Source organism: Paenibacillus sp. BT-177, from assembly GCF_025846815.2.
Classification (GTDB): Bacteria; Bacillota; Bacilli; order Paenibacillales; family Paenibacillaceae; genus Paenibacillus; species Paenibacillus polymyxa_C.
Genome location: NZ_JAOYTP010000001.1, coordinates 345,697 through 366,372, shown reverse-complemented (window position 1 = coordinate 366,372; position 20,676 = coordinate 345,697). Strand labels below are relative to the sequence as shown.

The following is a 20,676-nucleotide window of genomic DNA, read 5'->3' as shown; positions in this document are numbered from 1 at the left end:
AATATGACTAGCTTGTTCCAGAAAGAGAGGCGCCAGAACATGTATTTGCATGGAAGCAGTAAAATTAACAGCAATGGACATTTGGAGATTGGCGGATGTGATACCACGCTTTTGAAAGAGCGTTTTGGCACGCCGCTATATATTGTAGACGAACAGTTAGTCCGCCGGCGCTGCCGGGAATTTATAGAAGCATTTCGTGAGACCGGTTTAAAGTTTCAAGTGGCTTATGCAAGCAAAGCATTTTGTGTTATGGCAATGTGCGCTTTAGCTGCTGAAGAAGGGATGTCGCTCGACGTTGTTTCCAGCGGAGAGCTGTTCACGGCGCTGCAAGCAGGATTCCCGGCAGAACGAATCCATTTTCATGGCAATAACAAGACGCCGGAAGAAATTGAAATGGCGTTAGAGGCTCAAATTGGCTGCTTTGTCGTTGATAGCAAAATGGAATTGCATTTGTTACAGGCTCTCGCCTCTGAAAAAGGACAACAGGTCAATATTTTACTGCGGGTTACGCCGGGGGTTGAGGCGCATACGCATGAATATATGGCCACAGGTCAAGAAGATTCAAAATTTGGTTTTGACATTGCGAATGGCACAGCCCGTCAAGCGGTGGAACAGGCTATCAAGCTGGATCATCTTAATCTGCTGGGAGTACATTCTCATATCGGCTCGCAAATCTTCGAAGTCAATGGCTTCCAAATGGCTGCCGAGCGGGTCGCAGTTTTTTGCAGGGAGATTAAAGAACAGCTTCAGTATTCCTTCAAGGTGATTAATCTCGGTGGGGGATTTGGTATCCGTTACACAGAGGAGGACACACCGCTGAAACTATCCACCTATGTACAGGCTATCGGCGAAGCGGTAAAAACTCATTTTTCAGGGCTTTACGATGAACTTCCAGAAATTTGGATTGAGCCGGGACGCAGTATTGTAGGTGATTCAGGTACAACCTTGTATACGGTAGGAAGCATCAAGGATATTCCGCAGGTTCGTAAATACGTTTCTGTAGACGGCGGAATGACAGATAATCCACGTCCTGCACTGTATCAGGCCAAGTATGAAGCAATGCTGGCTAATCGAGCCCAAGATGCGAACGAAGAGACAGTGTCCATTGCAGGCAAATGCTGTGAAAGCGGCGATATGCTTATTTGGGATGTAGAACTGCCTCGCCCGAATAGCGGAGACTTGCTCGCTGTTGCCTCAACCGGAGCTTATAATTACTCCATGGCGAGCAATTATAACCGGATACGCCGACCAGCAGTTGTATTTGTCAACAACGGTGAGGCCGAGCTGGTAGTGCGTCGGGAAACCTACGAGGATATCGTTCGCAATGATGTTTTGCCACAGCGCTTGGTTCGTGATCAAGCCAGTTCAGTGGTTCAGCCCAATGCCAAGATTACGGTTTCGTCCTGATTGTGGAATTTAAAATTCAAGCAGGCCATTGCGTCGGTAATAATAAACCGGGGACAATGGCCCCTTTTTTTTGGACAAGGCTTTGCTAAGCGCGCCAATTCATAGTAAACTGGAACTTGATGTTATTTAGTTCTCAAAACAGGTTGAAAAGGAGATACAAACAATGAAAAAAGGTAGAATAGATCTTGAAAACGGCGGTATCGTCGAAATTGACTTTTTCCCAGAAGAAGCTCCAAACACCGTTGCTAACTTTGAAAAGCTGGCAAACAGCGGTTACTACAATGGTTTGAGCTTCCACCGTGTCATCCCGGGCTTTGTTGCTCAAGGGGGTTGTCCGATCGGTAATGGTACTGGCGGTCCTGGCTACACCATTGACTGTGAAACAGCTACGAATACAACCAAGCATGCCAAAGGCGTTCTGTCCATGGCTCATGCAGGTCGCAACACAGGTGGCAGTCAATTCTTTATTTGCTACGCTCCACAGCCGCATTTAGATGGAGTACATACTGTATTTGGTAAAGTAACCAAAGGTATGGAATTCATTGATGCTGTAAAACAAGGCGACAAAATGAAAGAGGTTAAAGTATTTGACGTGTAATTTACCATTACATGCATGATTTGAATTTTTTTAAATAGCGTTGCACCTAAGCCGTTCTGTCTTTGGACAGGGCGGCTTTTGTTGTCTTTTGTTTGACGGTTTGCTGATTTTTACAATCACGTAGGTATTACAGTGCGTAAGATCACATTCGAAAAGTAAGTGTTGTGATAGCCTTTTCATAAGAATGCATTTTCCATTTATTTTATATGAGTATTCAAGCTTAGTAAGAGTTGGAAAAGAAGGGGGCTTATCACATTGTCTATTTTAACGCGCACAAATCGACTCGGATTTTTTGAAATCCGGCTGGAATCCATTGGTGGGCTCGGCGCAAATCTGGCTGGCAAAATGTTGGCCGAAACTGGGGTGCTTGGTCTGGGACTGAATGCTTCAAATTTCTCATCCTACGGTTCGGAAAAGAAGGGATCTCCAGTTAAAAGCTTTGTTCGCTTCTGTGAGCCGGAGGTGGATATTCGCGATCACAGTCCGATCGAGCAACCGCATGTGGTAGGCATTTTCCATGAAACGTTATACAAAACGGTAAATGTAATCAGCGGCCTGCCAGCAGATGGGATTGTAGTGGTAAATTCCACACGTCCGGCAGAAGAAATACGGGCTGATTTGGGACTGGTATCCGGTACATTAGCAGTGGTGGATGCGATGGGCATCGCACTGGAAGAGCGGACCAAACTAAATACGTCCATGCTAGGTGCCTTGTTCCGTGTCTGTGATTTCCTGGACCCGGAAGCAATGAGATCGGTTATTCGCAGTACTTTTGAAAAGAAAAATCCACAATTAGTGGAACCTAATCTGCGTACGTTTAATCGTGGTTTTGAAGAAATGCAACTACATGTATATCCGGTTACTGCTGATGCGCAGGATCGGGTTTTTGAACGTCCGCAGCCTTTGCTAGGGTACGAAACTCAATTGCTGGGGGGCGTTATTGCAACTCAGGGCAACAGCATGACGAAAGATGTTAGTGGTTCACGTCAGGGTTATGTACCTGAGTATGAAGCTGATAAATGTACTCATTGTGCCAAGTGTGATTCGATTTGCCCGGATTACTGCTTTGTATGGGAAGAGCAAGCAGACAAACGCGGAAGAATGATGCCGTTTTTGCAAGGGATTGATTACCAGTATTGCAAAGGGTGTCTGAAGTGTGTAGATATTTGCCCGTCGGGGGCATTAAGCTCGCGTCGCGAACAATGGGGCTGGGCGGAGCAGAATCGCGTTGCCCACCAATTTCCAGTATATGAAGGAGGGCGTGCGTAATGGCAAAGCTAGAGGAAGAACTCAAACAGACGGGCGCCGCACAAGTGACAACATTCGAATCCGGTAATGAAATGGCAGCTACAGCGGCTGCGCAGATCAATTATCATATGATGGGATATTTCCCGATTACGCCATCGACTGAGGTAGCACAGTATCTGGATCAAATGAAAACGCGTGGTCAGCATAATATTAAGCTGGTTGCAGCAGATGGAGAACACGGATCGGCAGGGATTTGTTATGGAGCTGCGGCAGCAGGAGCGCGGGTTGTGAACGCTACCAGTTCGCAAGGTTTCCTATACATGCTGGAGCAGTTGCCTGTTCAGTCGGGTACCCGTTTTCCTATGGTTATGAATCTGGTGACAAGAGCTGTCAGTGGTCCCTTGGATATTCGGGGGGATCATTCGGACCTGTATTATGGTTTGAATACAGGCTGGGTCATTTTGACGGCAAGTACGCCACAGGCTGTGTATGATATGAACATTATGGCCCTGAAAATTGCAGAGCATAGCGATGTACGGTTGCCTGTAATGGTCGCATACGACGGTTTTTATACGTCCCATCAAAAACGTAAAGTGCAATATTTTGCCGATGCAGAGACCGTGCGCGATTTTGTAGGCCCCAACCCGAACCTAAATTATCCGAATATTACGGATTTTGATCATCCTGTCACTGTGGGTGCGCATATGAACGGCGATGATCTGACGAATAATCACGTTCAACTGTCCGAAGCGTTGAAGCTTTCAGAAGGAGTATATGAGCAGGTAGCAGCAGAATATGCCGCTTTATCCGGTCGGGAATATCCGATTTTGGATCTGTATCATATGGAGGATGCTGAGGTTGCGGTATTTTTGCTGAATTCGGCGGCTGAATCGGCCAAGGATGTGGCAGATCAACTCCGCACGCGAGGCATTAAAGCCGGTGTGATTCGTCCGAATATCATCCGGCCATTCCCAGCTGCACAACTGCGGGAGGCATTGCGCCATGTCAAGGCGCTGTTGGTGGGTGAACGTGCAGATTCGTACGGGTCAGATGGTGGTAACTTGACGCATGAAATCAAGGCGGCGTTACAAGAGGACCCATTGAACCAAACCATCGTATTAAGCCGTATCTTTGGCTTGGGTGGTAAGGATTTTTATGCGGAAGATGCAGAGGCGTTCTTCCAGCTTGCGATTCAGGCGGCAGAGGCTGGACGAGCGGAAAAGCCCTTTGATTATTACGGGATTAATCCGGGTTCACCGGACAAAGTGATGCCGCAAGTCATGCAGCCACCACGTGGCAATGCATATCGTACGGGTCTGATTCAGGTTACGCCGGACGAGGCGACTGGGAAGCTCAAAGTCAAGGTACCACCTCTGCGTTCGTTGACAACCAAACCACGTCGTCTTACACCAGGGCATGGGGCTTGTCCTGGTTGTGGAGCCTTGTCTGCGCTTGAGCTATTTTTTAAAGGAATTGAAGGCGATATTGTCGTACTGTTCCAGACTGGCTGCGTTTATGTGGTGACGACAGGGTATCCATATACATCACACAAGCAACCGATGATCCACAATCTTTTTCAAAACGGGGCCGCTACCCTTTCAGGTGCGCTGGAAGCTTACATGGAGATGAAGCGACGTAATGAAATTGAGATGTCGGATGATCCGACCTTTATCATGATCAGTGGTGACGGCGGGATGGACATTGGTATGGGTTCTGCGATTGGTGCGGCTCTGCGTAACCATAAACTGATTATGCTGGAATATGACAACGAGGGGTACATGAATACAGGTTCGCAGCAATCGTACTCCACTCCAATGGGGCATATGACCAGTACGTCGGGTGTAGGGAAAATGCAAAAAGGGAAGCAAGGGCATCATAAGGATACCGTGCAAATCATGGCCGCCTGTAACATCCCGTATGCCTTTACAGCAGCCGAAAGTCATCCGCAGGATATGCTGCGCAAAGCCGCCAAGGCTCAATGGTATGCCAACAACGTGGGTACGGCATATGGTAAAATTCTTTGCGCCTGCCCACTCAACTGGAAATCCGAAGACAGACTGGGTACTAACATCGTGGGCGCCGCAGTCGAGTCTTGCTTCTTTCCTTTGTATGAAATCGAGCAGGGAAGTACGACGATTACGTACAATCCGGAAGACAAGGGAAAACGGATTCCAGCCGCAGAATGGTTAAAACTAATGGGTAAAACGAAGCATCTTCTCAAAGAGGAAGCAACGCTGGCTACCTTTGAGCAGGAGATTGAGCGTCGCTGGACTATCCTGAAAAAGAAACATGAAATTTCGGAGTTATAATTCTGTTTTTTGCATAATAATCGTGTAACATTGTTAGCCGCTGTTTCGGCACCAGTTCGATTGAGATTCCTTGCGCTTGCTGCGCAAGGAATCTTTTTTTGCGTTTATGGACTGAGGCATAAAAAAACAGGTAATGATTTCCGATATAGGAGTGGAGGCCTATAGAAGGCATGTTATAAAGTTTTCTTCTGAATTTTAAGATGCAATGAGGTGCAGGTAATGATTAAGCTGAATACAGTTGAAATAATTGAAATTATAAAGAAGCAAATCCCCAAGGTTATGAACATTACGCCAGTGGAACTCAAGTTTACGGATGATTTTGGACGAGCATCGCTGGCGGCAACAGAACACAAATTCACGCTGACGAACCAGCATTATTCTGCCAAGGTGATGGATTGTGTGTTAGAAACACAAGTGCGCCCTATTTTAATGTGTGAAATTATTTATTTTCTAAAATGCGAGTTTATTGATGGGCATGTGGATGTGCGACTGGATTATGAAGCATGTTCTGAGGGAGAGCGAGGACCTGTTGCTTCGGCCGTTATTACCTTTGACCATGATACACAGCTTGGAGTCGACGAACTGGCCGATCTGATTGATCTGGCACTTCATATGAATGATAAAACCTGGTTTGAAGAACTCTCCAGCCAATATGTCAAAACCAAAGCAGGAGCTTCTATTAGATAACTTGCTTTTTTTTGAAGTCGGTGCTAATATACGTAACAAGTTTAATGTTAATTCAATTAAATAAGAGCAAGATCCTTCGGGGCGGGGCGAAATTCCCCACCGGCGGTGATGGCATGTTTGTGAATCGCTTCTGCGAACACAGCATGGCTTAGTCCGTGACCCGGATGCTGAACAATCAGCAGAAGGTGGACCTGGTGTAATTCCGGGACCGACAGTATAGTCTGGATGGGAGAAGGATACGAAGCGCATGTGCATGACGTGACATGTGCCAATTTTTAGCATACGTAAAAATGCGTACGGCTTATTTCGTTGTAGGACAGTATCGGACGACAGCTTTGATTAAGCTTTCTTTTTGATAACGTTCTGAGCGTAATTGCTGTATCTTCGATCATGCTTTCTTTTGGCAAACCTATGATTTCATGTCATTTTAAGACATACATGAACTGCGCTTGTATACTACATATGTGACTCTCATCACCCCCATGACGGATTGAATCCTGACTGGGGGTTATTTGCGCTTACAGCAGATGAATTAGGGATAAACTGAAATGTAGTGGAAAGGAGTGAAAGTATGTTTACCGGATTGGTCGAGGAAGTGGGTCGCATTCAAAGTATTTCCAAAAGCGGTGAAGCGATGGTGCTGGGGATTTCGGGTTCTGTGGTATTGGGCGATTTGAAAATAGGCGATAGTGTCTCGGTAAATGGGGTTTGCCTGACGGCAATACAGATTGGTACTAAAGATTTTAAGGTTGATGTGATGCCAGAGACTTTTCGCAGCAGTAATTTAAGGGAACTCAGATCCGGTAGCCGAGTCAACCTGGAGCGAGCGATGGCGGCGAATGGAAGGTTCGGAGGACATATCGTACAGGGACATGTGGACGGGACGGGTACGATTCGCGGAGTAACATCAGACCAGAATGCAGTTGTGTTCGAAGTTGAGCCTTCTGATCAAGCATTATTTAAATATGTTCTCCTCAAAGGGTCAATTACAATTGATGGTATCAGCCTCACAGTCGCGCAGCGTACGAGAGATAGCTTTGCCGTATCCATCATCCCCCACACCTTAGCTGAAACGGCCTTACAAGCCAAACGTGAGGGAGACACTGTGAATATTGAATGCGACATATTGGGCAAATATGTGGAGCAGCTTTTACATTACAGAGGTTCAGTACCGATGAAGAGAGCAGATCAAGCTCCTCTTAGTTTGGACTATTTGGCGAAACACGGCTTTGCTTGATACAGCCTGATACAGAATGATAGAAAATTTGGTTCAGGAGCATTCGTGACATAAGACATAAGGAGGAGAGGGTTATGGATAGAGGCATCCAAACAAGTGCGACGACAAACATCATGGAGCAGGGCGAGTTGCACCATGACGAAGAGATTCGATTGGATTCCATCGAAGAAGCATTGGAGGATTTAAAGAACGGCAAAGTCGTTATTGTAGTGGATGATGAACAGCGGGAAAATGAAGGCGACTTTATCGCTTTGGCTGAGAAAGCATCGCCTGAGGTCATCAACTTCATGATTACAGAAGGTCGCGGGTTGGTCTGCGTGCCGATCACACAGCACAGAGCCGAGGCATTGGAATTGCATCCTATGGTAGAGCAAAACACAGATTTTCACGGTACCGCCTTTACGGTATCGGTAGATCATATGAAGACAACAACGGGGATTTCAGCGGCCGAGCGCTCTTTGACTGTTCGCGCCTTAGCCGACGAAGCAATCACGGGCAGCGATTTCCGCAAACCTGGTCACATGTTCCCGCTAATTGCTCGCGATGGTGGGGTCTTGCAACGCGCCGGTCATACTGAAGCGGCTGTCGACCTGGCCCGACTCAGCGGCTTCAAGCCCGCCGGGGTCATTTGCGAAATTATAAAGGAAGATGGCTCAATGGCCCGCTTGCCTGATTTGGTCGTGATCGCCAAGCGACATCAATTGAAGCTGATTAGCATTCAACATTTAATTGAATACCGTCGTCGTTTGTCATTGTAAAAAATTAAAAAAAAAGAGAGGTTGATAAGCATGGCACGTTTTCTGGAAGGTAATCTTGTATCAAGTGGTTTAAAGTATGGTATTGTGGTGGGCAGATTTAATGAGTTTATTACAAGCAAACTGTTAAGTGGTGCGCTTGACGCACTTCAACGACATGGTGCACAGGAAGATGAAATTGATGTAGCATGGGTGCCGGGTGCATTTGAAATCTCACTTATTGCACAAAAAATGGCTGCAAGCGGAAAATATGATGCCGTCATTACGCTTGGCACGGTTATCCGTGGCTCTACTTCACACTATGATATCGTCTGCAATGAAGTGGCCAAGGGTGTGGCGGCAAGCAGTCTGAAAACGGGTGTCCCCATTATTTTTGGTGTAGTGACTACGGAAAATATTGAGCAGGCTATTGAACGAGCAGGTACGAAGGCTGGTAATAAAGGTTGGGATTCTGCGCTGGCTGCGATTGAAATGGCCAATCTCGGTAAGCAGTTCTAATGATATAAATGGCTGAAAGAACGGCATATACTGCAAAGTGGAAAAGGGATTGGATTGTTAAGCAAGGCGATGACGTATATACTACAGAAAGAGGGATTGATAACGTAGAGCATAAGTGCTAATGGGGAAAGGTATTGTTGAATGATGATTGGAGTAAGGCAGGGGGAAGCACATTGACAGTCGTAAATTACAAGCTGGAAACATTCGAGGGTCCGCTGGATCTACTGTTGCATCTGATTGATAAAGCCGAGATCGACATTCAGGATATCCCGATTAGCGATATTACTGATCAGTACATGGCTTTTTTGCACAGTATGCAGGAGCTGGAGCTGGACATTACAAGCGAGTTTCTAGTGATGGCGGCGACGCTCTTATCCATTAAGAGTAAATTGTTGCTTCCCAAGCCACCTGTGATGGAATATGACGATTTGGATTATTATGAAGAAGAGGACTATGATCCACGCGAGGAACTGGTTCGCAAGCTGGTGGAGTATCGCAAATACAAAGGGATTGCTCGCCACCTGAGTGAACGGGAGTGGGAACGGAGTCTGATTTATGGCAAGGAGCCGGAAGATTTGAGCGCATTCTTGCCAACCGAACCCGCGAATCCGGTGCATGGGCTGCATGCAAGTGATTTGGTCGCGGCCTTTCAGCGTGCATTGCGCAAAGCTGAACGACGTACGACGGTAACCCGTGTTCATCGGGACGAAATTTCAGTCAAGGACCGTATCCGGCAAGTTATCGGGGCGTTAGAGATGGTGGGGACTGGAGGACGGCTGCTGTTCTCCAAGCTGATGCATGAGGACATGTATCGGCATGAGGTGGTTGTAACCTTTTTGGCTATTCTTGAATTGATGAAAATGAAGCAAATCTTCTGTTATCAGGAGAAGCTTTTCGATGATATTGTAATGGAGTGGAGAGGGGATTTACGGGTTAATGGATTATCTGAAGCTGAAATCAATTATTGAGGGGCTGCTGTTTCTTGCGGGAGAGGAAGGGTTGTCCACCAAGCAGATCGCCGACATTGTAGAGCAGCAGCAAGAGCTGGTTGAAAAGTGTCTGGAGGATATGAAAAAGGACATGGAGCAGGGAGGAAGAGGCCTGCAGCTTGTCCGTATTGCTGGCCATTATCAGCTTGCAACCTTATCCGAACATGCACCCTATTTTGAAAAGCTCGCCTACTCTCCGGCGCGTGCCTCACTGTCTCAAGCTGCTTTGGAGACACTGGCTATTGTGGCCTATCGCCAGCCCATTACAAGAGTTGAAATCGAAGAAATTCGGGGTGTCAAATCCGAGCGGGCCATACATACACTGGTCAACAAGGAGCTCATTGAAGAGAAAGGTCGAGCTGAGGCCATCGGACGACCAATATTGTATGGAACGACGAAATCATTCTTGGATTATTTCGGTCTAGGCTCTCTCGAAGATCTACCGCAACCGGAGCAGTTCGAGGATTCAGACAATTTGGAAGAAGAGACACAGCTATTGTTCGAGCGTCTGGAGAGCAGCCAGTCTGCGGAGAACGATTCGGATCTGGAATCCTAAGTTCATAAAATTCAAAAGACAGCCAGTCCTTACGTTGTTGAGGGCTGGCTGTTTGGCATTTTAAGATGCATGATTTTCCGCCGAAGGGTCATACTATTTTTGCCATGATATTCTATAGCAAAAGGGTAGGGAGGACTCGCCAGTGTGGAAATGGATCAGTATCGCCATCATCATCGTTATATTCATCGTACTGGCTATTCTGCTCTCTCGTATTCGATTGAAGCTGGAAATTGCCAAGCATGACAATGATGATCGGGCGCATCTAGAGATCAGAATTCTATACGGGTTGGTCAAAATGGATTACGATATTCCAGCCATTCTCATAACAGGTTTGAAAAAAGGGCTTCTCTATCGGCTTGACCGCAATAAAAACATACATAAAACGGATGCTTCTGTGGATAGCGGAAATATTGATATCGAAAAAATCAAGCAATTTATACATGATATACGGGTTTTGCTCAAGGGAACACAATCTTTACAGCGATGGCTGCGACATACATTGGCCCATGTAACAGTGTCCAAAATGGAGTGGTCTACCAATATTAGTCTGGCTGACGCAGCTTATACAGCGACCTCAACTGGTATGTTATGGGGGTTAAAAACGACCTTGATCGGTTTTGCTTCCAGCATTGTGCGCATGGATTGTACCCCAAAGGTGTTTGTTGTGCCTTATTGGGTGGACCGACTACGTTTTACTACCATCTTGAACTGTGAAGCAAAAATATCACTCGGTTATTTAATCTTTTCCATGCTCAGATTAGCTTTCCGTATATGGCGCGTTCCGGGAGGACCAGAGGCATGGAGGCGGGTTATTTCTAAAAATCCTGAGAATCAACAAGCCAGCAGTGAGGAATAAACAGTGTAGAGGATTGACATACATATTTCCCTGAACCTTTGCGCACAATAGCGAAAGAAAAGCAGTCTACGCTTGAGATAAGCAGAGGAGGAATAAAACATGTCAGATCATCCGATTCAAGGGCTCATGCAAACCGCGATGGAGAACATCAAGGCCATGGTAGACGTGAATACGATTGTGGGAGACGCGGTGGAAACACCCGATGGTTCCGTTATTTTGCCAATCAGTAAGGTAGGATTTGGGTTCGCAGCCGGGGGAAGTGATTTTAACGTAGATGAAGAGGCGCTCCATACTTCCTCAGCATCCGGTAATCATAGTGGGAAGGAAGTACATCCTTTTGGTGGCGGTAGCGGTGGTGGTGTATCTATTCATCCCATTGCCTTTCTAGTTGTTGGCAAACAGGGAGCACAAATCGTTCCGCTGGACAATCAAACGCATCTGTTTGAGAAAATAATCGACTCCACACCATACCTGATCGATAAGGTTCAGTCTATCTTCCAGAATTCAGGCAGCAACATGCAGACTCCACCTCCACAGGTACCTGCAAATGCTAATACTGACCAAAGTCAATCTGGACCGGCTTACTTGTAAAAGTTATTGAAATTAAAAGTGTGCTCTCAAGAAGGTATCCCCAAGGCGAGCGTGGCCTAGGAATACCTTCTTTTTAGTATGAACTCGGCCTCTATTCCTGAATATACTGCCTTCCACCAATGACAGCATGTATACAGTGACTGAATTCTTGGTAATAAAATGTATTCACTGATAGTTCATTTTTTCGGTTTTCTTCGGGTGCGAACTGGGATAGGTAAACGAAGTCAGGGTAGATCACTTCATTCGTCAAATAAGCAGATACCGTGGCATCCGGGCGACGATGTCGATTAAGAGAATCAATAATACCTTGAGCCGGCAAGATGCCAATCCCATGGCCATAGAAAGAATCTTCCTTCAGTTTGACGACATTTTCTCCCTTCCATTCCAATGCATCGGACGACACATCTGGATTGTTAAAATACAGAATGTCCCCAGAAACCGCTTTATGGCTGCCTTGCTGTTGTATAAGCCTGAGATCACTGTCATAGTGCCAATCATACAACAGCATATCTGCAAAAATCTGATTAAACTCACTTTCTAGAATGGAATCCAGTACTCCTTTGTACAACACAATAACCATTGCTGTTGCACATTCAAAAGCGTACTGTTGACCGTTTATAAAGATATCTCTGATCCCTTGCGCCGGAGTGACACCTGCTTTGATCCGAAAACCGCCTTTTTCCGTTAACTCCCAAAATTGTGGGTTGCAACGCGCGGTAGCAAAAGTGGCGAAGGATACACCACTTTGATGCAATGCTTGTGCGGACTCTACAATCCGCGATCTTAAAATCATTTCAAACTGTAATCGCTGCATGTTGTAACCCCCGATTCATATTTAACGTTTAGTAACTAATATTATATGTGTTCAGGAGTGCAAGTTGCTTGGTTAACATAGAAAGAAAGCAAAAGAGGAGCGGCTAATGACTGTCCTGTACAAGGAATTTTCTGTTATAAAGGTGGACATACTTTGAACAGCTTGGACATAGAATGGTACAAGACTTGCTCAAAACCGGAGGAATCCAAATGTTTAAAAAAAAACAACATATCCATGCGGACCACAGCCATTTTAAGAATAAGGCACGCGCATTTGTTTTACCGCTAGCGCTTATGCTTGTTTTGTCATTGCCGCTTACATTGCTGAGTCCACAGCCTGTTCTGGGAGCGGTGACAACAGAAGCAACACCGCCCGCGTTAGGAACTCATGCACAGGCTGCTTCTTTAATTGATGTCACATCAGGACGGATCATATATTCAGCCGAAGGTGACCGGGAGCTCCGAATAGCTAGCCTAACCAAAATTATGACTGCGATTGTAGCCATTGAACATGGACACTTGCAGGACCGAGTAAAAGTGAGTTCAACGGCGTATGCCAAAGAAGGCTCCTCGCTTTTTCTGCAAATGGGTGAACAAATGACGCTGGAAAATATGCTATACGGCTTAATGCTCCGTTCGGGTAATGATGCAGCTTCTGCCATTGCCGAGCATATTGGGGGGACAGAGGAGGGATTTGTCCATTTAATGAATGACAAGGCGGTTCAGCTTGGGCTAAACCATACGCATTTTGCTAATCCTCATGGGCTGGATGCCGATGGACATTATTCCTCAGCCAACGATATGGCCCGGCTCACTGCTTATGCGCTGCATAACCCAACTTTTGCCCGTATCGTAAAAACAGAACTGAAGAAAGCACCGAACCCCAACGATTCCTGGGACTATTCATGGCATAATAAAAACAAAATGCTGCGGCTGTATGAGGGAGCTGACGGTGTAAAAACAGGCTTTACTAAAAAAGCGTTTCGTTGCCTGGTCAGCTCGGCTACGCGTGAGGGGCGCCAGCTCGCTGCAGTTACCTTGAATGACGGGGACGATTGGAATGACCATGCCCGTATGCTTGATTACGGCTTTCGATATTATCCTCTCATTCCGATTACGGACAAGCAGCAGCCTATTGATGGTTACCCCCTCTTGACAGGGGCGAGTTTTTCTTATCCTCTACATGATGGTGAGAAGACTCAATTGCACAAAAGACTGGTGTTGTTTAAAAATTCCGCTTCGGCGGATAGAGCTGACGTGTCTTTTGGTTTACGAGGACGGGTCGAATTTTTACTGGAAGGTAAATTGATCGGTTCTGTTCCTGTATATGAAAAAGGTAGTAAGCTGCCTTCTCAAACTATTGTACAGCCACAGCAGGAGGCTCCGACTGCACAAGTTCCTGCAAACCATACTCAGCCACGAGGTTGGACGAGCAAATGGAATGAAATTCTTAAAAATCTGTTCAGATCATAAGGCAAGTAGGCTTGATGCTATAAAGATGCGGTGTCACATCATTGGGAAAAGGGGGAATCAGTCATGATTCATCTCATATGGGTGGCTTTGATTTGTATAGGATTTGTATTTGCAGCCGCACAGGGAAATATAGAGGTGGTGACGAAGGCGGCTTTTGACGGGGCAACTACGGGTGTTACAGTATGCTTTGGACTGATAAGTGTGCTGGTATTCTGGATGGGCATGATGAGGTTGGCTGAAGACGGTGGGCTCTTGCAGAAAATATCTAAGCTGCTTTCTCCTTTGGTCGCCTTTCTCTTTCCTGATGTTCCGCGTAATCATCCCGCTATGGGCTACATTTTGTCCAATATGAGCGCCAATCTGCTCGGACTGGGGAATGCAGCAACGCCCATGGGGATCAAAGCGATGCAAGAGTTACAAACGCTCAATCCAGATAAGCAAACCGCTACACCTGCCATGTGTACGCTGCTAGCGCTGAATACAGCCAGCATTACGCTTATTCCTACTACGTTGATCGCCATTCGGCTAAATTTTCATTCCGCACACCCAGCAGAAATCGTCGGAACGACTCTGGTGGCGACCGCAATAGCCACCTTTGCTGCCATTGCGGCGGATCGTTGGTATCGTAGTCGAGAATTGCGCCGCCGTCCTCCAGCGAATCCGCCATCCCAGACCTCCTTGGCGCTACGTACCTCGCAAGCACCAACATCTGTGGCTTCTTTACATGTACCGCCCATATCTTCAACTGCCGTGCCGCGAACGGGAATCACAGCTACCAAGGGCAGGGACACCACTTGGAAAGGATGAGGGAGGCATGCTGAATCTTATTAACCTCGTATCGACTTGGGCCATCCCGGTTATTCTTGCTTTTATTCCTTTATATGCATATGCCAAAAAGGTCCCTGTCTACGATTCTTTTGTAGATGGAGCCAAAGACGGCTTTTCTACCGCCATCAGCATTATTCCTCATCTTGTAGGCATGATGGTGGCGATTAGCATTTTTCGAGCATCCGGCGCTTTGGACTATGTAATATCCTGGGTAACCCCGTGGATTAAAAACTGGGGCGTACCTGGCGAGGTGCTGCCTTTAGGTTTGCTCCGTCCATTGACGGGCACTGGTTCACTTGCGTTCACGACGGATCTAATTCGCACTTATGGTCCCGATTCCATGATCGGTCGGATTGCTTCAACGATTCAGGGCAGCACAGATACGACGCTGTATGTATTAACTGTATATTTTGGTGCGGTAGGTATCCGCAATGGACGATATGCCTTGAAGGTGGGACTATTTTCAGATGTGATTGGTTTTGTGGCGGCTATTGCCATTTGTTTGCTTGTATTTTGAATTTTGCATCGTTTTTTGAACGGGGGTTGTGATTTTGCTCATGGATGGGTATCATTAGCATGAGGTGAATTAGCGAACATGGAAAGATTGCAGAAAATATTGGCCCAAGCCGGTGTAGCTTCCAGACGTAAATGTGAGGAGCTTATTCAGGCGGGCAGTGTGGAAGTAAACGGGGTTACCGTAACTGAGCTGGGAACGAAAGCAGACCCTGATCAAGATATGATTACAGTAAAGGGACGCCCGATCAAAACTGAGAAAAAAATCTATTTGATGATGAACAAACCCAAAGGGGTCATTACAAGCGCTTCCGATCCGGAAGGTCGCAAAATTGTGTCTGACTATCTAAAAGGCGTCAAGGAACGCGTATATCCGGTCGGACGTCTTGATTACGACACCGAAGGGCTGCTGTTGCTTACTAATGACGGAGAGTTCGCCAATCTGCTCACCCATCCCAAGCATCATGTGCCGAAGACGTATGTGGCTACAGTCAAAGGTGTTCCGCACGGTACTGAGCTGGACAAGCTGAAAAAAGGAATCGTGCTGGAGGATGGCATTACTGCACCGGCCGAGGTAGAATATAAGGATGTAGATCCGGACGGTAAGGAATCTGTGATCCAGATTACCATTTATGAAGGCAGAAATCGCCAGGTAAGACGGATGTTTGAGGCCATTTCGCACCCAGTCATCAGACTCAAGCGGATTGCTTTTGGGGATCTATTGCTTCAAAACTTGAAGCGTGGTCTCACCAGACCCCTAACCAAGGACGAAATCAACCGTCTCATTCAACTTGCCAAATCAGACAACACGAAAAAGAAACGGACAGGACGGGGGTCATAACCCCGGCCTTTTTGGCGTAAAGAGACTATTGGATGAGAGTAAAGTTTGACCAAGCACGGGAAAATAGTAAAATAGAGAGAATGCTTTTTTTAGCGAAGGGGCTGGGAATATGTCAGAACAAAGCAACCGCATATTAATTGTAGATGATGAAGAACGCATTCGCCGCCTTCTGCGGATGTATCTAGAAAAAGAAGGATACGAGATTGAAGAAGCTGAGGATGGCGAGATTGCTCTCCAAAAAGCGACTGCAAGCGATTACAGTATTATTTTGCTCGATGTGATGCTTCCGGGTATGGACGGGATTGAAGTGTGTACACGGCTGCGCCAAACCAAATCTACACCTGTGATTATGCTGACAGCCAAAGGCGAGGAAGTGAACCGCGTGCAAGGCTTCGAAGTCGGAGCTGATGATTACGTGGTCAAGCCCTTCAGCCCGCGAGAGGTCATTTATCGGGTAAAGGCAATTTTACGACGGTCGTCGGAGACTGCTTTTTTAACGAAAGAGGCTGTGCCAAGCAATAGTATTGTTTTTCCAAATCTTATTATTGAGCATGATGCACACCGGGTAACTGCAGGCGGAATTGAAATCAGTCTAACGCCTAAAGAGTACGAGCTGTTGCATTATTTGGCGGTGTCGCCAGATAAAGTATTCTCACGCGAAGAACTGCTGAAAGATGTTTGGAATTACGAATTTTTTGGTGATCTACGCACCGTGGACACGCATGTGAAACGGCTTCGTGAAAAGCTGAATAAGGTATCGCCAGAGGCAGCGGCTATGATTACGACCGTATGGGGCGTAGGTTATAAGCTGGAGGTTCCAAAATAACGTGAACTTCTGGAGATCGCTGGTAGGCAAGCTGTGGATCACCATCATTTGTCTTGTAGGTTCTGTGCTTATTTTTCTGGGGCTTTTTTTATTGCCGTACATCAACAGAAATTTTGCAGCACATGAATCGACGGAAATCAAGCATTTATTCACCTATACATGTATTGTCGGATTTTTATTGACGACCTTTTTTGCTCTATTTCTTTTTACTAAAATCACACAGCCTATGCAGCTGTTGATTCAGGCGGCGAATGCCATCCGTGAGGGAAGGTATGATACTCGGCTTCCGCTGGTGACCAGCGATGAAATTGGAGAGCTGGCGAAAACTTTTAACCATATGTCTACGGAACTGGAAGCGACGATCCGCAGTCTGAATGAGGAGAAAAACCACTTATCCAGTGTGCTGCGAAGTATGTCTGATGCCGTATTTACCTTCGACAGAAGTGGACAAATCATCTTGACGAATCCGCCTGCACAAAGTTTGCTGGATATTTGGGAAAAGCTGGAGTGGCAGGGGCGTGATCTGGAGGAATTCGGAGCTTCTGTGCCTGAGCCTTTGCTGCCTTTGTTCCATACGGTTATGGACAGAGGCGAGGATGTCGGAGACTACATCCATGTCAAGAAAGGCTCGTGGTCAGTGCAAATGGCGCCGCTATATACAGATAACGCTATTCGTGGTGCAGTAGCTGTACTTAGAGATATTACGGAAGAAGTAAAACTTGAGAAGATGCGTAGCGATTTTGTAGCCAACGTATCCCATGAAATCCGTACACCCTTATCTATGATGCAGGGATACAGTGAGGCTTTGCTGGACGGCATGGCAGGTTCACCGGAAGAGTCTGAGGAGCTAGTACAGGTTATCCATGATGAATCATTGCGTATGGGAAGATTAGTCAAGGATCTGCTGGATCTGGCCCGAATGGAGGCAGGTCATACAGACATGTACCGTCAGGAAGTGGATGTGAATGAACTGATCGAGCGTGTTCACCGGAAATTTACGGTTCGTTCCAAGGAACGGGGACTGACACTCGATTATTATGAGTCAGATCAACACTTGCTGTTGCCTGAGGCAGATGAAGACCGATTGGAGCAGGTGTTGACCAATTTGCTGGATAATGCGTTCAGACATACACCCTCTGGGAAAAAAGTTACCATTGCGGCGGATCAAATTCGGGGAGAACGGAATGAGTTAATCCGCATTCGTATTAAAGATGAAGGTGTGGGCATTGCCAGTGAGGACCTACCTTATATTTTTGACCGCTTCTACAAGGCAGACAAGGCTAGAGTACGTGGTGAGGACAAAGGGACTGGGCTGGGGCTTGCCATTGTTAGAAACATCGTAGAGGCTCACGGAGGCTCTGTCTCAGCTGCTAGCGTACTGGGAGAAGGGACGGAATTTACTATTTTGCTGCCAATCTCCATCAAAACAAGACAGGGCTCTGTAACAAGCTTATAACGACAGCTCATATGTCCCAGTTTGCAGGCATCCTCGGAAGAGGGTGCTTTTTGTTGAAAAATCAACATTTATCTTGTTCAACGTGGAACATTCAGTTTCAAGATGGATGCTTCTATGTTAGATAAGGGTATAAGAAAAGGCGCCTCGGTAGCCGGGCGCCTCTCTTTATAAATAAAACCAAGGAAGTTTTCACACTGACTGGAACTAATCCAGCACTACTTCTTGGGCAGTATTCAGTTCTGGCAAGCCTACGAGTTGAATCAGTACGTCTTTAGGCACAGCTTTGTCAACGGTCAGGATCATGATAGCTTCACCGCCAACAATTTTACGACCTACTTGCATAGAAGCGATGTTGACGCTGTTCTCCCCAAGCAAGGTGCCGACACGGCCGATAATGCCGGGTTTATCATTGTGTGAGATGAGCAGGAAATGAGCCTCCGGTGCCACATCTACCGGGAACTGGTTCAATCGAACAATACGTTCACCATAGCCTGCGAGCAGGGTGCCGGAAACACGTTGTTCTTCGCCGCTTTGCGTTTTGAGCGTAACGGTGATCAGGTTGGTAAAGCCCTTGGTGGCAGGCGCCTGAGAGACGATGAGATGAACGTCACGTGTTTTGGCAAGATGCACAGAGTTTACGATGTTCACATCGCTGCCCAGATGACGGCTAAGTACGCCTTTCAAAATATAACGTGTGAGCGGCTGTGTATCCACAGAAGACAAATCGCCAGCGTAATCCACCTGGATTTCACGTACAGCCTGGTTGGTGATCTGAGCGGCAAAGCTGCCCAGCTTCTCTCCGAGTGAGAAATATGGCTGCAATTGCGTCATGACATTGGATGGTACTGGAGGCATGTTGACCGCATTTTTAAACGGCTCATCCCGTAAAATATGCAGCACCTGCTCAGACACGTCGATCGCCACGTTCTCCTGAGCTTCGACAGTCGATGCACCCAGATGTGGTGTAACGATAATTTTTGGATGGCTCAGGAACGGATGATCCTGTGCTGGTGGTTCCGACTCGAATACGTCAAAGGCTGCACCGGCAACGATACCTTCATCAATAGCTTCAACAAGTGCCATTTCATCGATAACTCCGCCTCGGGCACAGTTGATGATGCGCATTCCTTTCTTCATCACTTCAAACTGCGGACGTGCGATCATATGCTTGGTTTCTGGTGTTAATGGCGTGTGTACGGTCATGAAATCTGCGTTGCGGATAATTTCGTCCACGCTGGCCAGCTTGATGCCCAGCTTCTCAGCGCGTTCTTCAGTCAGAAACGGATCATAACCGAGGATGCTCATGCCAAATGCTTTGGCGCGTTTAGCCACCTCACTGCCAATACGTCCCATGCCGAGAACTCCAAGTGTTTTGTTACGTAGTTCGACACCGAGGAATGTTTTACGATCCCATGTACCACCGATGGTTTTAGCGTAAGCCTGTGGAATATGGCGAGCCAGTGCCATCATCATGGCAAAAGTGTGCTCACATGTCGTAATTGTATTGCCGTCAGGAGCATTAATAACGATAATCCCGCGTTGTGTTGCTGCTTCAAGGTCGATGTTGTCCACTCCGACCCCGGCACGTCCGACAACCTTGAGGTTTTTACCTGCCGCCATGATGCGTTCGGTTACCCGGGTTTGGCTTCGGACGAGTAATGCGTCATAGTCACCAATAATTTGAACCAATTCATCCTCGCTGAGACCTGTGTTCTTGTCCACCGTGACATCGTCTGCATCCATCAGCTGCTGAATACCCAGGTCACTGATTGGATCGGATACTAACACTTTAAACATTTGGTTTCCTCCTCAAAGTTAACTTCTTTTATGGACAGGATGTACTTCAAACTGAAATACATTCCATAAAGAACATGAAAAAACTTGAAATGCTTCTAAAAAGTACAGGAGAGCGGTCGAAACACTAGTGTGATAACGCATTGACGCAGAAAAGGAATAAAATAGTATTTTGCACCAAACTGACAACCAAAGGCCTTATGCGGAGTCGCTTTATGGTTTTCGGGCATCAAAAAAACTCCCGAATCACATACTATCTCCATAGTAAGGGACGAGAGTTATCGTGGTACCACCCTAATTCGCAGCCATTTCGCAATGGACTGCCTTCAGCGGTCATATAATGACCGAAAGGATAACGGTTTTCTGCCGATTGCATCTAATGTCGGAAAATGATTCCCTAG

20 protein-coding genes, 1 riboswitch and 1 other annotated feature (1 of these 22 only partly in view) are annotated in these 20,676 nt (G+C 46.6%); of the genes, 18 read left to right on the top strand and 2 right to left on the bottom strand.

Features of this window, described 5'->3' with window-relative positions; genetic code table 11:
• Positions 1-39 precede the first annotated feature (39 nt).
• From lysA to ytfJ, 12 genes are all read left to right on the top strand, one after another.
• Positions 40-1,407 carry a diaminopimelate decarboxylase gene (gene lysA, locus OIU26_RS01840; protein ID WP_013371730.1) on the top strand — a complete coding sequence of 456 codons (1,368 nt, stop codon included), beginning with the start codon at positions 40-42 and terminating at the stop codon, positions 1,405-1,407.
• Between the two features lie 163 nt (positions 1,408-1,570).
• Positions 1,571-2,005 (top strand): peptidylprolyl isomerase, encoded by a 435-nt coding sequence (locus OIU26_RS01835; RefSeq protein WP_013310775.1) that lies wholly within the window; start codon positions 1,571-1,573, stop codon positions 2,003-2,005.
• 255 nt (positions 2,006-2,260) lie between these two features.
• A complete protein-coding gene (locus OIU26_RS01830; RefSeq protein ID WP_013371729.1) occupies positions 2,261-3,274 on the top strand; it encodes a 2-oxoacid:acceptor oxidoreductase family protein in 1,014 nt (337 codons plus the stop codon).
• Complete coding sequence (locus OIU26_RS01825; protein WP_264215794.1) at positions 3,274-5,562, top strand: thiamine pyrophosphate-dependent enzyme; 2,289 nt, start codon at positions 3,274-3,276, stop codon at positions 5,560-5,562. Before OIU26_RS01830 ends, OIU26_RS01825 begins: the two co-directional genes overlap by 1 nt.
• A gap of 219 nt (positions 5,563-5,781) precedes the next feature.
• Positions 5,782-6,249 (top strand): IDEAL domain-containing protein, encoded by a 468-nt coding sequence (locus OIU26_RS01820; RefSeq protein ID WP_058829742.1) that lies wholly within the window; start codon positions 5,782-5,784, stop codon positions 6,247-6,249.
• 68 nt (positions 6,250-6,317) lie between these two features.
• A riboswitch (FMN riboswitch) is annotated at positions 6,318-6,490 on the top strand.
• Positions 6,491-6,820: 330 nt separating this feature from the next.
• Positions 6,821-7,486: a riboflavin synthase gene (ribE, locus tag OIU26_RS01815; protein ID WP_025675636.1), complete on the top strand. Its 666-nt coding sequence runs from the start codon at positions 6,821-6,823 to the stop codon at positions 7,484-7,486.
• A 74-nt stretch (positions 7,487-7,560) separates the two neighbouring features.
• Positions 7,561-8,244 carry a 3,4-dihydroxy-2-butanone-4-phosphate synthase gene (gene ribB, locus OIU26_RS01810; protein WP_436449011.1) on the top strand — a complete coding sequence of 228 codons (684 nt, stop codon included), beginning with the start codon at positions 7,561-7,563 and terminating at the stop codon, positions 8,242-8,244.
• 30 nt (positions 8,245-8,274) lie between these two features.
• A complete protein-coding gene (gene ribH / locus OIU26_RS01805; protein WP_013371724.1) occupies positions 8,275-8,739 on the top strand; it encodes a 6,7-dimethyl-8-ribityllumazine synthase in 465 nt (154 codons plus the stop codon).
• A gap of 173 nt (positions 8,740-8,912) precedes the next feature.
• Positions 8,913-9,707 (top strand): segregation and condensation protein A, encoded by a 795-nt coding sequence (locus tag OIU26_RS01800; RefSeq protein ID WP_040103467.1) that lies wholly within the window; start codon positions 8,913-8,915, stop codon positions 9,705-9,707.
• Complete coding sequence (scpB, locus tag OIU26_RS01795) at positions 9,676-10,284, top strand: SMC-Scp complex subunit ScpB (protein WP_264215793.1); 609 nt, start codon at positions 9,676-9,678, stop codon at positions 10,282-10,284. The genes OIU26_RS01800 and scpB overlap by 32 nt, the downstream gene beginning before the upstream one ends.
• Before the next feature lie 142 nt (positions 10,285-10,426).
• On the top strand, positions 10,427-11,140 hold the full coding sequence (locus OIU26_RS01790; RefSeq protein ID WP_264215792.1) for a DUF2953 domain-containing protein: 714 nt from the start codon (positions 10,427-10,429) through the stop codon (positions 11,138-11,140).
• A 99-nt stretch (positions 11,141-11,239) separates the two neighbouring features.
• Positions 11,240-11,731, top strand: a complete 492-nt coding sequence (ytfJ, locus tag OIU26_RS01785) for a GerW family sporulation protein (RefSeq protein WP_013371720.1) — start codon at positions 11,240-11,242, stop codon at positions 11,729-11,731.
• A 91-nt stretch (positions 11,732-11,822) separates the two neighbouring features.
• On the opposite strand, the gene OIU26_RS01780 is transcribed toward ytfJ, so the two are convergent.
• Positions 11,823-12,545 (bottom strand): protein-glutamine gamma-glutamyltransferase, encoded by a 723-nt coding sequence (locus tag OIU26_RS01780; protein ID WP_264215791.1) that lies wholly within the window; start codon positions 12,543-12,545, stop codon positions 11,823-11,825.
• Between the two features lie 209 nt (positions 12,546-12,754).
• Between OIU26_RS01780 and OIU26_RS01775 the strand changes: the two genes are divergently transcribed.
• The 6 genes from OIU26_RS01775 (at position 12,755) to OIU26_RS01750 (ending at position 18,481) form a co-directional block, all read left to right on the top strand.
• Positions 12,755-14,017 (top strand): D-alanyl-D-alanine carboxypeptidase family protein, encoded by a 1,263-nt coding sequence (locus OIU26_RS01775; protein ID WP_264215790.1) that lies wholly within the window; start codon positions 12,755-12,757, stop codon positions 14,015-14,017.
• A gap of 63 nt (positions 14,018-14,080) precedes the next feature.
• Positions 14,081-14,824 carry a nucleoside recognition domain-containing protein gene (locus tag OIU26_RS01770; RefSeq protein ID WP_264215789.1) on the top strand — a complete coding sequence of 248 codons (744 nt, stop codon included), beginning with the start codon at positions 14,081-14,083 and terminating at the stop codon, positions 14,822-14,824.
• A 7-nt stretch (positions 14,825-14,831) separates the two neighbouring features.
• Positions 14,832-15,362: a spore maturation protein gene (locus OIU26_RS01765; protein WP_436449010.1), complete on the top strand. Its 531-nt coding sequence runs from the start codon at positions 14,832-14,834 to the stop codon at positions 15,360-15,362.
• A 78-nt stretch (positions 15,363-15,440) separates the two neighbouring features.
• Positions 15,441-16,199, top strand: coding sequence for a pseudouridine synthase (locus tag OIU26_RS01760; RefSeq protein WP_013371714.1), 759 nt, complete (start codon positions 15,441-15,443; stop codon positions 16,197-16,199).
• A 109-nt stretch (positions 16,200-16,308) separates the two neighbouring features.
• A complete protein-coding gene (locus OIU26_RS01755; RefSeq protein ID WP_013371713.1) occupies positions 16,309-17,025 on the top strand; it encodes a response regulator transcription factor in 717 nt (238 codons plus the stop codon).
• 1 nt (position 17,026) lies between these two features.
• Positions 17,027-18,481 carry a cell wall metabolism sensor histidine kinase WalK gene (locus OIU26_RS01750; RefSeq protein WP_264215788.1) on the top strand — a complete coding sequence of 485 codons (1,455 nt, stop codon included), beginning with the start codon at positions 17,027-17,029 and terminating at the stop codon, positions 18,479-18,481.
• 204 nt (positions 18,482-18,685) lie between these two features.
• Here the strand turns inward: OIU26_RS01750 and serA are convergent, their stop codons facing one another.
• Positions 18,686-20,278 (bottom strand): phosphoglycerate dehydrogenase, encoded by a 1,593-nt coding sequence (gene serA, locus OIU26_RS01745; protein WP_013371711.1) that lies wholly within the window; start codon positions 20,276-20,278, stop codon positions 18,686-18,688.
• Between the two features lie 261 nt (positions 20,279-20,539).
• Positions 20,540-20,676 (bottom strand) — a binding site (T-box leader); it runs 114 nt beyond the window's last position.

Excerpts from the sequence above, each read along its gene's own strand:
- lysA (WP_013371730.1), top strand. The coding sequence starts at position 40 with ATGTATTTGCATGGAAGCAGTAAAATTAACAGCAATGGACATTTGGAG.
- OIU26_RS01835 (WP_013310775.1), top strand. The coding sequence starts at position 1,571 with ATGAAAAAAGGTAGAATAGATCTTGAAAACGGCGGTATCGTCGAAATT.
- OIU26_RS01825 (WP_264215794.1), top strand. The coding sequence starts at position 3,274 with ATGGCAAAGCTAGAGGAAGAACTCAAACAGACGGGCGCCGCACAAGTG.
- OIU26_RS01820 (WP_058829742.1), top strand. The coding sequence starts at position 5,782 with ATGATTAAGCTGAATACAGTTGAAATAATTGAAATTATAAAGAAGCAA.
- ribE (WP_025675636.1), top strand. The coding sequence starts at position 6,821 with ATGTTTACCGGATTGGTCGAGGAAGTGGGTCGCATTCAAAGTATTTCC.
- ribB (WP_436449011.1), top strand. The coding sequence starts at position 7,561 with ATGGATAGAGGCATCCAAACAAGTGCGACGACAAACATCATGGAGCAG.
- ribH (WP_013371724.1), top strand. The coding sequence starts at position 8,275 with ATGGCACGTTTTCTGGAAGGTAATCTTGTATCAAGTGGTTTAAAGTAT.
- scpB (WP_264215793.1), top strand. The coding sequence starts at position 9,676 with ATGGATTATCTGAAGCTGAAATCAATTATTGAGGGGCTGCTGTTTCTT.
- ytfJ (WP_013371720.1), top strand. The coding sequence starts at position 11,240 with ATGTCAGATCATCCGATTCAAGGGCTCATGCAAACCGCGATGGAGAAC.
- OIU26_RS01780 (WP_264215791.1), bottom strand. The coding sequence starts at position 12,545 with ATGCAGCGATTACAGTTTGAAATGATTTTAAGATCGCGGATTGTAGAG.
- OIU26_RS01775 (WP_264215790.1), top strand. The coding sequence starts at position 12,755 with ATGTTTAAAAAAAAACAACATATCCATGCGGACCACAGCCATTTTAAG.
- OIU26_RS01770 (WP_264215789.1), top strand. The coding sequence starts at position 14,081 with ATGATTCATCTCATATGGGTGGCTTTGATTTGTATAGGATTTGTATTT.
- OIU26_RS01765 (WP_436449010.1), top strand. The coding sequence starts at position 14,832 with ATGCTGAATCTTATTAACCTCGTATCGACTTGGGCCATCCCGGTTATT.
- OIU26_RS01760 (WP_013371714.1), top strand. The coding sequence starts at position 15,441 with ATGGAAAGATTGCAGAAAATATTGGCCCAAGCCGGTGTAGCTTCCAGA.
- OIU26_RS01755 (WP_013371713.1), top strand. The coding sequence starts at position 16,309 with ATGTCAGAACAAAGCAACCGCATATTAATTGTAGATGATGAAGAACGC.
- serA (WP_013371711.1), bottom strand. The coding sequence starts at position 20,278 with ATGTTTAAAGTGTTAGTATCCGATCCAATCAGTGACCTGGGTATTCAG.